General features: G+C 34.8%; 14 protein-coding genes. 13 read left to right on the plus strand and 1 reads right to left on the minus strand.

What is annotated here, in order from left to right; translation table 11 throughout:
• From R2Q59_RS02595 to R2Q59_RS02620, 6 genes are all read left to right on the plus strand, one after another.
• Nucleotides 1–765, plus strand: a complete 765-nt coding sequence (locus R2Q59_RS02595; protein ID WP_316783437.1) for a fasciclin domain-containing protein — start codon at nucleotides 1–3, stop codon at nucleotides 763–765.
• 28 nt (nucleotides 766–793) lie between these two features.
• Nucleotides 794–2,506, plus strand: a complete 1,713-nt coding sequence (locus tag R2Q59_RS02600) for a DUF5008 domain-containing protein (protein WP_316783439.1) — start codon at nucleotides 794–796, stop codon at nucleotides 2,504–2,506.
• A gap of 18 nt (nucleotides 2,507–2,524) precedes the next feature.
• Nucleotides 2,525–4,270: a DUF4983 domain-containing protein gene (locus R2Q59_RS02605; protein WP_316783441.1), complete on the plus strand. Its 1,746-nt coding sequence runs from the start codon at nucleotides 2,525–2,527 to the stop codon at nucleotides 4,268–4,270.
• Nucleotides 4,271–4,277: 7 nt separating this feature from the next.
• Nucleotides 4,278–6,215: a M60 family metallopeptidase gene (locus tag R2Q59_RS02610; protein ID WP_316783443.1), complete on the plus strand. Its 1,938-nt coding sequence runs from the start codon at nucleotides 4,278–4,280 to the stop codon at nucleotides 6,213–6,215.
• A 10-nt stretch (nucleotides 6,216–6,225) separates the two neighbouring features.
• Nucleotides 6,226–7,911 carry a LamG-like jellyroll fold domain-containing protein gene (locus R2Q59_RS02615; RefSeq protein ID WP_316783445.1) on the plus strand — a complete coding sequence of 562 codons (1,686 nt, stop codon included), beginning with the start codon at nucleotides 6,226–6,228 and terminating at the stop codon, nucleotides 7,909–7,911.
• 438 nt (nucleotides 7,912–8,349) lie between these two features.
• On the plus strand, nucleotides 8,350–9,414 hold the full coding sequence (locus R2Q59_RS02620) for an aminoglycoside phosphotransferase family protein (RefSeq protein ID WP_316765482.1): 1,065 nt from the start codon (nucleotides 8,350–8,352) through the stop codon (nucleotides 9,412–9,414).
• Nucleotides 9,415–9,452: 38 nt separating this feature from the next.
• On the opposite strand, the gene R2Q59_RS02625 is transcribed toward R2Q59_RS02620, so the two are convergent.
• On the minus strand, nucleotides 9,453–10,421 hold the full coding sequence (locus R2Q59_RS02625; RefSeq protein WP_316783447.1) for a GlxA family transcriptional regulator: 969 nt from the start codon (nucleotides 10,419–10,421) through the stop codon (nucleotides 9,453–9,455).
• A gap of 122 nt (nucleotides 10,422–10,543) precedes the next feature.
• On the opposite strand from R2Q59_RS02625, the gene R2Q59_RS02630 reads away from it, so the two are divergent.
• From R2Q59_RS02630 to R2Q59_RS02660, 7 genes are all read left to right on the plus strand, one after another.
• Nucleotides 10,544–11,038 (plus strand): DinB family protein, encoded by a 495-nt coding sequence (locus tag R2Q59_RS02630; protein WP_316765485.1) that lies wholly within the window; start codon nucleotides 10,544–10,546, stop codon nucleotides 11,036–11,038.
• A gap of 8 nt (nucleotides 11,039–11,046) precedes the next feature.
• Nucleotides 11,047–11,559, plus strand: coding sequence for a DinB family protein (locus R2Q59_RS02635; RefSeq protein ID WP_316765486.1), 513 nt, complete (start codon nucleotides 11,047–11,049; stop codon nucleotides 11,557–11,559).
• A gap of 119 nt (nucleotides 11,560–11,678) precedes the next feature.
• Nucleotides 11,679–12,212, plus strand: coding sequence for an SRPBCC family protein (locus R2Q59_RS02640; RefSeq protein WP_316765487.1), 534 nt, complete (start codon nucleotides 11,679–11,681; stop codon nucleotides 12,210–12,212).
• Between the two features lie 28 nt (nucleotides 12,213–12,240).
• Nucleotides 12,241–12,699, plus strand: coding sequence for a VOC family protein (locus R2Q59_RS02645; protein ID WP_316783450.1), 459 nt, complete (start codon nucleotides 12,241–12,243; stop codon nucleotides 12,697–12,699).
• Nucleotides 12,700–12,796: 97 nt separating this feature from the next.
• Nucleotides 12,797–13,051: a hypothetical protein gene (locus tag R2Q59_RS02650; protein ID WP_316765489.1), complete on the plus strand. Its 255-nt coding sequence runs from the start codon at nucleotides 12,797–12,799 to the stop codon at nucleotides 13,049–13,051.
• 73 nt (nucleotides 13,052–13,124) lie between these two features.
• Nucleotides 13,125–13,559, plus strand: coding sequence for a DUF2147 domain-containing protein (locus R2Q59_RS02655; RefSeq protein WP_316783452.1), 435 nt, complete (start codon nucleotides 13,125–13,127; stop codon nucleotides 13,557–13,559).
• A gap of 304 nt (nucleotides 13,560–13,863) precedes the next feature.
• Entirely contained in the window at nucleotides 13,864–14,877 is a 1,014-nt protein-coding gene (locus R2Q59_RS02660; RefSeq protein ID WP_316765491.1) for an oxidoreductase, read from the plus strand.
• Nucleotides 14,878–15,017: the final 140 nt, after the last annotated feature.

The following is a 15,017-nucleotide window of genomic DNA, read 5'->3' on the forward strand; positions in this document are numbered from 1 at the left end:
ATGATGAATAAATTAACATTAAAGGCAATCATTTTAATTGCGGTAAGCACAGTGTTGTTTACTGCTTGCCAAAAAGACAAGTATTTTTTTGATAGTGGTACCCAAAAAGGTACTTACAATGGTAGCATTTTAGCCTTCCTAAAATCAAAGCCTGTTTATTTTGATACTTTAACTAGGGTGATTCAAATTGCAGGAATGAATGATGTTTTTGATAAAGACAACATTACTTTTTTTGCACCAACCAGTTCAGCCATATACAAATCGGTAAAAGGCTTAAATGCCGAATTAAGACAGAATGGTAAGGATACGGTATCAAAATTAGAGCAAATTAAACCAGAAGCTTGGAGAGAACTCTTATCATTATATGTGTTTAAGGGAACAAATAAATTAAAGGATTATCCTCAAATAGATACCTTAAATATGGCTGCATTTCCCGGTCAAGGTTATACCACTTTAAGCGGAAGAACAATGAACATAGGAGTGCTTTTTAATGATGCAGGATCAGTTAAGTATGCAGGATATCGCCAGCTTTATATTTCTTATATTCCAAATTATGCAAATCCAAAAGTTGGGTTGTTAAATGCTCCTGTAGCTAGTTCTGATATTGCACCAACTAATGGTGTGGTTCATGTGTTGGCCCAGGAAGGTTTTCTTGTTATACCCGGAACAACAAGTGTCTGGAAGAGCAAGCATAATTTTGGTTTCAGCACCAATTTGTTTATCAATACCGTTCAATCTTATGGTATTTTACCAGTAACTCCTTAATTATTAATAGATAAATTATATGCAAGCTATGTTTAATAATTACAAAAATATAACCCGTTTAAGCCAGTTTCTTTTAATGCTGGTAATGGTTGGTTTCATCTATTCATGTAAAAAAACAGATGTAATAGGTGAAGATCCTTATGCGGGAGGCAAACAACCACTAGGTGTTAAGTTTGATAATACATTACCTGACCCAGCTTTAGCTACCCAAGGTTCTGAAGTAACAGTTTTTATAAGGGGATTAAAAAAATACGAAAACAACTATAAATTTTATGTGAATGAGATTGAGGCAACCGTATTAAACTTAACTGATAGTACTGCCCGCATAAAAGTGCCCAATAATGCTAGTACCGGTGGTTTATCTGTTACAACAAATGAGCAAACCTTTTTTGGTCCAGTATTAACTATAGAAGGGAAGGTAAGTATTGATGATTCTTTTCAACAAATCAATGGTGCAACCTATCGTGAAAATAACGGAAATATAAGTCTAGCCAGTATAGCAGACTTATCGGCCTTGCCAAATGGAAACTTATTTTTAGTTGGCGGCTTTAACAATTTTGACAACAAATGGACTGAAAAGGTTCCAAACGGTGGAATTGCACAAATTGATGCGAATGGTGCTTATGTGGGGCCAATTGCTAATGATCCTTCTTCTATTACCTTTGGCAAAGGTGCAAATGGGGGCTTAAGTAGCATAACTCGATTATCATCAGGCACACATAGTGGGAAATATATTGTTTCTGGAATTTTTAGCAGTTTCAATTCTACACGATCAAATCGTTCTAACATCAATAGTATTACCAGGTTAAATAGTAATGGTACACTAGATAGTACAATTATAGATGTAATTAATCCAACACCAAATGATTTAACAAAAAATAGAGATACCGTACCTACTTTTAATGGTGGTGTTTTAGGTTCTATAAGGAAATCGTTTGTTTTTGGTAATCGAGTTTATGTAATTGGAGATTTTCAATATTATGTTAGGCGCTTTTACGAAAGATCAACTTATGATACTAAAGTATTAGATATCATTAAAATGAATCAAATGGCTTGTTTGAAAATTAACGAAACCAATCCTGTAAATGAAGGAGATTTAGATTTAACCTTCCATTATAATCCTGTAACAAAACAAAGTCCTGCAGGTGGTAATGGCGATATAACCAATGCCATACAACAACCAGATGGCAAATTAATATTGGTGGGTTCTTTTACAACTTTTAACGGTGTTCCAGCCAATCGTATTGTTCGTATAAATTTAGATGGTTCGGTAGACCCAAGCTTTAATGTTGGAAGTGGTGCAGATGCTGATATTTATGGCATTACTTATAATGCAACTACTAATAAGATTTTAATTACTGGTTTATTTAAAAATTTTAAAAATACGCCTAAACAGGGTGTGGCTATGCTAGATTTAGATGGAAGTTTAACTTCTACATTTAATTTTGGCACAATTACACAAGGTATACCAACTTATGCCGGACAACTAAATAATGGAAAAATTATCGTTGCTGGTGGTTTCAAAACGTATAACGATGTAATACGTCAAGGCTTTATGATATTAAACCCTGATGGCTCTCTAGCGCCAGGGTATAATAATACCGGACAATTTGTTGGTACTATTAATAAAATAGTAGAAAGTGCATCTGGTGCAAATACCAAGGTAACTTTAATAGGTTACATATCAAGGTTTGATAATCGAAGCTTCAAAAGTATTCTTCGCATTACATTAAAAAATTAACGCTTAAAAACATTTAATATGAAACAGCTAAATAGAAAGCAAGAATTGATATTAGTAAATGGATTGGCCATTATCTGTCTAATACTAGTACTATTTCTTACCTCTTGCAACAAAGATTTTCCTAATACTTTAAGGAGCGAATACCCAAGTGATACCACTAACATTAAAGAAGGTAAGCGTAAAGTGCTTTATATCATTTTAGATGGAGTAAGGGGTAACGCGGTAAGTACATTGGCACCTACAAACATCAATTTACTTTTAAGAAATTCAATTTATACCTATGATGGGTTAACCGACTATCAAACAGGTGTAACTACAAATGCTACAGCTTGGGCAAATATGACAACTGGAGTAATTGATACTAAACACAAAATTACTACAGAGAATTTCGCCGGAAATGAGTTGGCTAATTACCCTACCATATTCACTAGGTTAAAAGCTGCAAATGCCAAATATAGAACAGTTTCTATTGCCTCAAGCGCTTCTTTTAATACAAATTTAGCGGTTGATGCTACTGAAAAACAATCTTTAACCACTGATTTAGCCGTTAAGGATGCCTTAATTAATGAGTTGAAGACTAAAGAGGCAGATTTGATTGTAGCCCAGTTTCACAGTGCAGAAACGGAAGGTGCTGCTAATGGCTATGAAACAACTAATGCTGCTTATACGGCATCCATTACTACATTGGATAGCTACATTGGAAGCATCATGAACGAGCTTAAAGCTAGGCCAACTTTTATTAAAGAAAATTGGCTTGTAGTTATAGCGTCTAATAAAGGTGGTAATGCGTTGCCATTTCCAGGTAGTGCAGATGTAGGTGCTTATGGAGATCCAACAAGAAATAACTTCATCATTTATTACAACCCTAAATTTTCTTCTCAACCTTTAGCTAGGCCAGATGCTAACTCTTTCCCTTATGTAGGGTTTGGACCAAGGTTCGTGGCAACTACAACCTCAAACGGTATTGCAACATTGAGCAATACTACCGTTGGAAATTTTGGAACTACGGGTGAATTTACCTTTATGTTTAAAATGAAAAATGATGCAAGCTCTGCTAATTATTATCCAATGTTTTTAGGAAAAAGGAATGCATTTAATAGTGTTTCTTCTACAGGTTGGGGTTTTCTATTTGGCGCAAATGGTTTTCAACTGGATTGGGGTGGAACGCCTCGCCCAGGAGGTGGAGATATACGTGATGGTATTTGGCACACTATAGCATTTAAGATTTACTTGGTTGGGGGCGTTAGAACTTTATCATTATTTACTGATGGTAAGAAAATGTCGACAAACAGTATTGATGGAAGAAACATAGACAACACAACAGGACTACGAATAGGCTCTGATCTTGCGCTTAATGGTAATGAACTTACAAATTTTGTGGTTAAGGATGTTGCATTATATAATATTGCAATGTCTGATGCAGAACTTGCTGTGAACATGAGAAGACAAATTAGTGCGACGAGTCCTTATTTTGCAAATTTACTAGGCTGGTGGCCAGGAAATGAGGCATCAGGCACAACAATTGGCGATTTTTCTGGAAAGGGCAACAATTTTACCGCAAATGCATCGGTAAACAGAGCGTCATTTGAAGAGCTGTCTCCAAATGTTAGCCCTTTAATTACTACTGCTAGCTATAGAGTAGTTATCAATAACGTAGATATTCCGTCTCAAATTTATAACTGGATGGGCATTGCACCATTAACAAGCTGGAATTTAGACGGAAAAATTTGGAAATTATTATATACTGACGTACGCAATAACTAAATAAGCTATGAAATCAACAAGATTTATAAATTTTACAGCGATTGTAGCAATCGTTTTAGGGTTAACCGCCTGTAAAAAATACGGGATTGAAGTACCCGATGGATATGATGATGCTTCAAAAAACCAAGCTAATGTTTCCATTGATACAAATATGAAAAACATTGATCGTTCTGGTTACGATAAAGCCCGTTTGTTTCCTGGCTTGGTTGATCAAAGTGAACCTAGAATTCAGAATAGAGAATTTACTTTAGACCTCAACTTTGTTAATCAAACAGCCAATAACTTGCGTATTGCTGCAGCACCTAGACCTCAATTTAGCACAGGTTTTTATGCAGCTCCTGGTGAATTGATAAAAATCATTGTACCAGCTGGTGTAAACGGATTAAATATGCAAATCGGTGGACATACAGATAACTTATCAGGTAAAGTGCCATTGTTGCGTGACCCTATTATTTATGCAGTTAAAGCATTGTACCCAGGTGTTAATTACATGCGTAATATTTACGGTGGCACAATCTACATTAATGCTAGTTTTGCCATTACGGAGCCAGTAAAATTTATCATTTCTGGAGCAGTAGCTTCTCCAGATTTTGTATTAGGAGTTGATACTGATGCTGGATGGATTGCAAAAGTTAAGGCTTCTAAAACACCTTGGTTAGAATTAAGAACTAAAAGAGTTGTATTCTTAGTGCCAACGGATAGGGTATTAACGAAAATAAATGCCGGTCAATTAAGTAATGCAACTGCATTAATGACAGAGTGGAACAATAAATTTGAGTTAGACTTTAATGCTTGGATGGGCTTATCAGACAATGCAGCTGATATAAAAGACCAAAGCCCACAAGGACCATGGAGAGGGGTATTGGATGTACAATTAACGCTAGGTTATGGTCACTCAGGTATTCCATTTGTAGGTTTAAACGATTCGTATTGGTTTAATAGTTTTACAAGTTTACCTGACTTATTTTCAAGTGCTGGTATGTGGGGTACTTACCATGAATTTGGTCATAATTGCCAACAATCAAATGTATGGAGCTGGAGTACCTTGGGCGAAACGACCAATAACCTATTTAACTTCAAAGTAGCTAACAGGATCAATGCAGATTATAAAATTCTTCATCCAGCAGTTACAAGTAATTTCCCTACAGCTATTGCTTGGGCATCGTCTGCTATAGGAACAAGAAATTTCGATAGTACTTCTGATGCAGTTATCAATGATCCATTTGCTAGAATGACTCCTTTTGTGCAAATTTTTGAATTGTATGGTTATGGTGCAATGACTAAATTATATACAGAAGCTCGTCGTGCTCAACGTTTTTCTTTAAACGATATTGATAAACATGACTTTACTTATGAGAAGCTTTCTGAGTATTGTCAAATTGACTTAATTCCATTTTTTGATGCATGGGGTATTGCTGTGAGTCCACTTTCTCAAGCAAAAATTGGCACAAGGTTTCCTTTGTTAACTAAACAAATCTGGACTTATAATCCGTTAACAAAAACAGGAGGGACAGGAAATATAGTTTATACAACATCTGTGGTTTCTGCTAGTTCTCCTGCACAAGAAGGCTCTCTTGCGAATATGGTAGATGGAAACCTAACAACTTTTTACCACTCGCAATACTCAAGCCCAACGCCTGCACAAAGTTATCCATTTACATTTATCTTAAATGCAGGTGCAAATATTCCAATTAAAGGTATGTACTTTAACGGTAGAGCTGGTAACAGAGCTGGCGATGCTAAAACTATTGAAATATTTAGCAGCAGAGACAATATAACTTATACAAGTATTGGTACAACTACTTTACCTAGTACTGCAAATAGAACCGAATACATATTCCCAAGTGGAAATGTAACAGCAAAATTCTTTAAAGTGGTGGTAACTAATGGACATACCACAAACCCTTATGTAGTATTTGCAGAATTGAATTTAATTAAGCCTTAATTAAAAGAACATGAAATTACACCTTAATATTAAACAAATATTGCCACTGGTAGCATTTGTGGCAATCATTTACAGTGGCTGTAAAAAATATGATAATCCACCACCATTTTTCGAAGATCCGATAACTAGGAGCGTAGTGCAGCGAAAAGTTATTGTAATTAGCATTGATGGTTTAACAGGTTCTGAGCTAAAAACAATTGCCCCTCCAACTATAGATGGATTAAGAAAAACTTCTAAATATACTTATGATGTATTACGCGGTGCAGTAGCAAACGACGTTGCTTCTTGGGCTTCTATGCTTAATGGGGTTAGTTATGCTAAGCACTTAATTCAAAGTGATGACTTTTTGCCTACCCCAAAACCTAATTCACATGAAACACCAGCTGTTTTTCGTAATACCTTCGATTACATATTACAGTATAAATCATTAAAAACTGCAATTGTAACACCTTGGCCTAATCTTCGTAATTATTTACGCATTGCAGATTTTGCACCCGTTGTTAGTACTGATGTTGCCGTAAAAGATTCTGTAATAAACATATTAAATACACAATCGCAAATAGGTGCGTTGGTGGCTAATTTTAGAGATGTACAAGCAGCTGGAGGTAATGGAGGCTATGTTGCTACAAATGCAAATTATAAAAATGCAGTATTAAAGGCAGATGAGTATGTTGGCAACATTGTAACCGCTATAAAAGCTAGAAAAACTTATGCTAATGAAGATTGGTTAATTATTTTAACTACAAATCATGGAGGTAGTAGCAACGACCCTAAAGCTGGCTTTTTAATTGCTTCAAATAAAAGCTTAAAGGAAGAAGAGCTTAAGAAAAGTGGATTTAATACCATATTATTTAAAGGGTCGAGTGTTATTGCCCAAGTTATGAATGATAACGGATTGTATGATCCTGGAGAAACCAAAGATTTTACGGTTCAAATGCAAGTAAAATTTAATGTACAAACTTCTTATCCTGGATTTCTTTCAAAAGGGACACCCATGTTAGGTTCCGCCATTACAGGTTGGATGTTTAGACAAGGTGGCGCAGGTGTATCTGCTGCCGTTGGAGGTACTTTAAATGGAGGAACAGGAAAAGTAGAATACAATACTGGAAATGCAGCAGATTTATCGTGGCATACTATTACAATGACTGTAAAGATGGATAATGCAACTACTAGAACGCTAACAACCTATCTTGATGGCGTGCAAGTAACCACTGCTAACATTCTTTCAAGAAAAAGTTTAAGTTCTTCAGAAAAACTAACCATTGGATATAAAAATGTGGATAACGGTGGCACAAGTCTATCCTTCCAAGCGGCAGATTTATGTTATTTTAATACAGCTCTTGATGCTGCAACCATTTTGGCTAATAAGGGTTTAAAAGATATTACACAGCATCCAAAATATGCAAACTTAACAGGTTATTGGCCAATTGATGAAGGTGCAGAAGGAATTTTAAACAATAAAGCACCTGGAGGGTATAACATGGAACTTAGTGGTGCTTATACTTGGGTAGCAATGGGTAAGGATGTTCCAACCTCCGTTAATCCAGATCCAAATGCAGGTGGAAAATCCATTTTATTAACCTCTGCTTCTGTATCTGCTAGTATGTTATATTGGCTTAACATCAAAATTTTACCAGAATTTGGTATGGATGGTAACCCATTCTTAAACCAATTTGAAATAGAGTTTTTAAAATAAAGCTGGGCTATAGTAAATAATACCAACTAGATGTTGGCATTAAACAAGCGTTTGCGCTTAGGTTGGTTTATGAAAAAGTTATGGTAAGGTAAATAAAGTTTTTTCGATGCTCATTTGTTTATTTGACGCATCAGAAAAACGAAATGTTAACTTTTTTAATCAAACGGTTGCGTTAAGATTATTAAAACTAAAGTTCGTTTATTGTATAACTTGCAATGACCTTAATAGTATGTTGATTTAATTATTAATTTTAAATCTAGATAGTATTAAAAATAGGTAGCTTAAAATATTTAAGGCGACTTATAAAAATATAGTTTGATTGATTGCTTATTCCCTTCGCCATCAATGGTGGCGAGGGGTTGCTTTCTACACTCTCAATTAAATTAAACACACACAATTAATGACTGTTTTGGCAGTCGCACACTTAATACACTATATATGTTTCAGGAAATCCTAGCTAGCTATGGTTTGCATTATGATAATTTTAAGATAGAACCTTACGGTTCTGGACTTATAAACTACACTTGGAAAGTTTCGGGTGTTGATAAAAACTACCTACTACAAAAAATAAATGCCAATGTTTTTAAGGAGCCGATACGCATAGATGAGAATCTGCTTGAGTTAAGGAAGTTTTTAGATAAATACGCCCCAGATTATTTATTTGTATCGCCATTACCTAACCTTCAAAATGAAACACTCGTTGTTTTCAATGGAGACTATTATAGGGTGTTTCCTTTCATCCAAAATTCTACCTCTTTAGATTTTGTAAAAACTCCTGAAGAAGCATATCAAGCCGCAAAACAATTTGGCGAGTTTGCAAAAGAGCTTGATGGATTTAATACTAAAAAATTAAAGTATACACTTGTAGATTTTCATAATCTTCCTCTTAGGGTTGCACAGTTTAAATTGGCTATTCAAGGGGCTAGTGTAGAACGCTTACTTGAAGCGGCAACCGAAATCAATGAATTGATTAAGCTCGAATACATAGCTGAGAAATACCAAGAGCTTATCGATAATGGTAGCTTAAAAAAGCGTGTTGTTCATCATGATACTAAAATTAGTAACGTTTTGCTTCATCAGCAAACAGGAGAGGGACTTTGCGTAATAGACTTAGATACTGTAATGCCAGGCTATTATATTAGTGATATCGGCGATATGATGAGAACATACTTGTCTGAAGCAAATGAAGAGGAAAAAGACCTATCTAAAGTTGTGGTAAGAGAAGAGATGTTTTTTGCAATTTATCGTGGTTACATGGAAGAAATGGGTGATGTATTATCTACATCAGAAAAAGAAGCATTTGTTTTTAGTGGAAAGTTTATGATTTACATGCAGGCCCTAAGGTTTCTAACAGATTTCTTAAATAATGATGTTTATTACCATACAACTTATCCATCACATAATTTAGTGAGGGCAAAAAATCAACTTCAGTTGCTCAAATCATATTTGTCACTTGACCCTATTTTTGAGAAAGTTTTCCAAAATAATTTACACACAATTTGATACAACAATTAAAGCCGCTCATTGAAGTGGCTTTTTTGTTACCTCACCTGAAATTTTTCTCTGTATTGTGATGGCGTCATTCCCACACTTTTTTTAAATACTTTCCTAAAAGCCTTTGGGTCGCTATAACCCGAGTTAAAAATAATTTCGGTCATTTGCTGACCCGTTCTTTCCAATAGTTTTTTAGCTGCGGCAATTCTAGTTTGTTGTAGGTATTCTATTGGGGTAATTCCAGTTACCTGCTTAAATCTCCTCACAATGTTTCTTCTGCTAGAGGGAATATCTTTTATTAACTCTTCAATAGTGGCAACATCATGGTAATTGCTTTCAATTTTTTGCTGGGCAGAAGCTACTAACTCATCATTATGGTTGCGTGAGGGTTGGAACGTACTGAAATAAGATTGTTTATCCCTATCCATATCAATGGCAAAAACCTTAGCTATTTTGATGGCCATTTCATTTCCACAAAACTCTTGTACTAAATGTAATAATAAGTGAAATGATGAAGTTGCACCGCCACTAGTATATAGTCTACCATCTTGTGTAACCGTTCTATCGGCTTTTAAATTTACCTCCGGAAAAGCGTTTGCAAATCCGTCGCTCGCATCAACATGGGTGGTTGCTATTTTTCCATTTAATAAACCACTTGCACCTAATAAAAATGCACCTGTGCAAAACGTACCAATGCAAGCGCCATTGTTGTATTGGTTAATGAGATGTGGTACACAACGTTTGTTAGCTTGCAAGGTTTCGTGCATATTATCTGATGTAAAAGCCGGAATTAATATTAAATCTAACTGCTTTACATCTTTTATAGCTTGTAACTGATAACCAAAAGATTCTTTCTGGTTTATGATGTTTTCATCAGCTGCTAATAAGCTCAATTCAAAGGGTAAATCATCTCCAGCAGTTGCGTAAAACTTATTAACGGTTTCAAAAACTTCTAAGATGGCCGCAACGCTCAATAGTTTATAGTTCTTGCTTAATAAAACTCCTATTTGCTTCATAAAATCAATGATTGAAATACTAAGATATGAATTTTGTCTTAAATGCCCCCTAATGTTGACTTTTACGGCAATCATTTTATGCTTTAATATGTTTTAACTTAGTGTAACCAAAAAATAAAGCGATGGAAACAAAAACAGCAAGTAACAGAATGTATGCAATTATCACTTTGTTTGATATGCATACCAAATACTTTCATCAAGCATTAGAAGGAATTTCTGATGAAGATGCAACTGAAAGATTAGATACAAAAGCAAATCATATCAAATGGTTGACAGGTAGCTTAATTCAAGAAAGGTATGAGTTGGCAAAGATTTTTGGACAGGATTTAAAATCGGATGCCGATGAACTTTTTAAAGACCATAAAGGTATTCAGGATGATGCTATTTACCCAACATTAGATGCTTATAAAAAAGATTGGGATAAAATAAGCCCGATTTTAAGGGCGGAATTAATTAAAGCAACAGATGAAAAGCTGGATAAGATTTTAGAATATCCAGGTATGAGTTTCTCTGTTTACGAAATGGTTTCATTTGATGCTTATCGTGAAGCTAATTGTATAGGTCAAATCGCCCTATGGCGTAGGTTATTAAATTACCCAGGTATTAATTACATGTAATTTAAGAGATGGAAAAAGACATCATCATATCAGATTTTAACAAGGTTTTTTCTGATTTGGCAACAACGGTTGAGGGTTTCGATTACAAGAGTTATAATGAAGTTCCTTTTGATGAAAGTTGGACACCTGCACAAGTAACACAACATGTTATTTTAGCGAGCGAAGGATTTGTTAAGGTTTTAAATGCTGAAGTAAAAGATACAGAAAGGGTAATCGACGAGAAAAAATCCCAAATCAAAGCTATCTTTTTAGATTATGGAACCAAAATGAAGTCGCCAGATTTTATTTTACCTGAGCTAAAGGAATATGATAAGGATAGCCATCTTGCAAAAATTGCGATTATCCAAGAAGGAATTACAAAGGCGATCAATGATTTAGATTTAAGTAAAACTTGTCTGTCATTTGAATTGCCGGGTATGGGGCATTTAACAAGATTAGAAGCCATTTATTTTGTAACCTATCACACAGAAAGACATGTGCACCAATTAAAGGAAATCCATCGTTTTCAAAAATCGGCTTAAAAAGGGGCTCGTCACCCTGAATTTATTTCAGGGTCTTTCCTGCAAAGCCATATACTCAAATAATTTAGGAACGAAATTCTAGTGAAATACCATAAACCAATTTTAACCCATTAAAACCTATGACCATCTTATTTTCCATTCTCTTGTTCTTAGCCGTATTAGTTGGCTTCTTATTATTCCTAGCATTGATTATTAAAAAAGAATATTCAATTGAAAGAGATATTACCATCAATAAATCTAAAGAGGAAGTCTTCGATTATATCAAGATAATGAGAAACCAAGAAAAGTATAATGTATGGGTGATGAAAGACCCCAATGTGAAATTAGTTTATACAGGAATTGATGGAACAGAAGGTTTTACTTGCGCTTGGGAAGGCAACAAACAAGCAGGAAAAGGTGAACAAGAATTTAAGAAAATTGAGGATGGAACTAGCTTAAACATCGAACTAAGGTTTGAAAGGCCATTTAAAAATATCGCCCAAACATATCTGTATACAAAAACGGTTGGCGAAAATCAGACCAATTTGAAATGGCAAATGGTTGGTAAAAACAAGTTTCCAATGAATTTGATGAATATAATTATAGATGGGTTATTGGGTAAAGATTTAGATAAAAGTTTAAATAACGTTAAACAAATTTTAGAACGTAATTAATAAAACAAAAATCAATAAAATTAAAATCATGGTAGTAAATCCGTATCTAAACTTTAATGGTAATACCGAAGAAGTTTTTAACTTTTATAAATCAGTTTTTGGTGGCGAGTTTGCCTTTTTGCAACGCTATAAAGACATTCCAAAAGAGGATAATACTGAAGGATGTGTTGACGAAGTGCCGGACGCCGAAGGCAACAAAATTATGCACATGTCCCTAAACATTGGCTCAACTATGTTAATGGGAACCGACGTGCCTTCTAATATGGAGCAAGTTAAGTCTGGTACAAATTTATCGCTTTGCATAAGTGTTGATAGCAGGGCAGATGCAGACAGGATTTTTGCAGGATTAGCTGAAGGTGGGCATATTCAAATGCCATTGCAAGATATGTTTTGGGGCGATTATTACGGTATGTTAACCGATAAATATGAAGTGCAATGGATGATAAGTTTTAACCCTGCAAATGACGGTAAAAATAATAAAGCATAAAATATCAGTTTAGAAATCTGTAACGATTAACTCTATCAACTGTCTAAACAATGCAGTTTATTTAGGCAGTTGATAAATTATTTAAACAATAAGCAGCATGGTTGAAGTTTTTAAAACAGATGTATCAAACTGTGATGATGCTGAAAGGCTAATTGCTCAAATACTTCTTAATTTTCCCAACTATAAAGTGAATTTTGATTTAGAAGATTGTGATTTAATTCTTCGTGTTCAGTCTTTTAACGAATCAATAATCCCCCAACCTATCATTTCAATTTTAAGGCATAATGGATTCTATGCTGAAATTTTGGAAGATGATTTTCAGCCTGATGCTGGAGTTTTATCAAGGTTATAAAACAAGCTTAGCAAGCTAAATTTTATTTTCAATTCCTATTCGCTAACTTTATAAACAGATTAATCCCATGGTGATGTTTAAAAAATTAGCAGTCTTATTTCTATTGTTCGCCTCTACATTATCTGTTTTTGCTCAAAAAAAGGATGATATTTTAGGCAAATGGCTTAACTCATCTGGCGAAGGACAAATTGAAATTATTAAAAGAGGTGATAAATACTTTGGCAAATTAGTTTGGATAAAAGACCCAAATGATGAGAAAGGCAAACCTAAGTTAGATGTAAAAAATCCAAATACGAACCTACGAACAAAGCCTATTTTAGGTTTAGAAATTGTAAAAGACTTTGTTTATGAAGATGGTGAATGGACAGATGGAAAAGTATATGATCCTAAAACTGGAAAATCTTATAGTGGTAATATGAGTTTGGAAGGTTCTAGCAAATTGAAAATGAGAGGATACATCGGTATATCGCTAATTGGAAGAACTGAAGTTTGGAAAAAAGTTAAATAACCTAGTTTTGTCAGTCTGAGTGGGTAATTTATTTTATAAAAATCAATATAAATGACGTTTATTTTTAGCTCGCTTTGTCATCCAGAACGCAGTGAAGGATCTCTCAAAATGAGATTCCTTCCCGAAAATTCGGGACAGGCTGTTCCTCGGAATGACAAAACTTATTTATTAATTATTTGAATTACAATGTAGTAACAAATAACGTCGATGGTAGCTTTTGTCGAAGACTTTTGCATAAATGCCCAACACATCGAAACGCTTTCTATGACAATTTTAATTACCAATTGAAATAACTATCTCAACTATGAAAAAAATTATTTATTTATTATTATTACTTCCAAGCATTGTCTTTGCCCAAAATTATAGTTTGAAAAAGCTTGCAGCAGGTACAAATACCAGTATGCGAGGTTTATCAGTTTTATCTGATTCTGTTGCTTGGGTAAGTGGTAGTGGTGGGTATGTAGGTAAAACATTAAATGGTGGTAAAACTTGGGAATGGATGCAGCCTAAAGGCTATGAAAAATTAGATTTTAGGGATATTCAGGCCTTTGATAACCTTAAGGCTATCGTTGTAAACGCAGGCTCGCCAGCTTATATTTTATCTACCGTTGATGGTGGGAAGACTTGGCGAGAAGCTTATAAAAACACAGATTCGGCCATATTTTTAGATGGTATGGATTTTTGGGATGCACAACAAGGTATCATCTTTGGCGACCCAATAAAGAATAAAATGCAGCTATTAAAAACTACAGATGGTGGTTTAACTTGGCAAGATATATCGGCTAACCTTAAACAAGAATTAAGCGTTGGCGAAGCTGGTTTTGCAGCAAGCGGAACAACAATTAGAACGGGACAAGGAGGAAGAGTATGGATAGCAAGTGGAGGTTCTAAATCGAAAATTTATTTCTCTAGCAATTATGGCTACAAATGGAAAGTGTACGATTGCCCAATTATACAAGGTGAAAGTAGTACTGGTCCATTTTCAATTGCTTTTTACGATGCTAGAAATGGCATCACAGTTGGCGGAAATTATTTAAAGGATAAAGAAAGTACTAATAATGTTTTAGTCACAAAAAACGGTGGTAAAACTTGGGAAAAACCTTTACGTCCTGTTCTTGGTTATCGTTCTGCTGTAGAATATTTTAATAGCAAAATTTGCTTTGCAACAGGTTCATCTGGTACAGATTATTCTTTAGATGGCGGCAATACTTGGACAAACATCTCTACCCAAAACTTTAATGCGCTGCAAAAAGCCAAAAAAGGAAATTTGGTGTTGCTTACTGGAAATAAGGGAAATATTTATCAATTGATTTGGTAGGTTTCTTAACCACACCTGCCTGCCGCAGGCAGGGATAAAAAGGATGCACACAGATATGCTGATGTCTGTGCTTAAACATATTGGTTTGTACCTCCATCTGGCTAAACACAAGGTCTTGGTTACCAAGAAAGAAATCTGCG

The sequence above is a fragment of the Pedobacter frigiditerrae genome (assembly GCF_032678705.1).
Taxonomy (GTDB): domain Bacteria; phylum Bacteroidota; class Bacteroidia; order Sphingobacteriales; family Sphingobacteriaceae; genus Pedobacter; species Pedobacter frigiditerrae_A.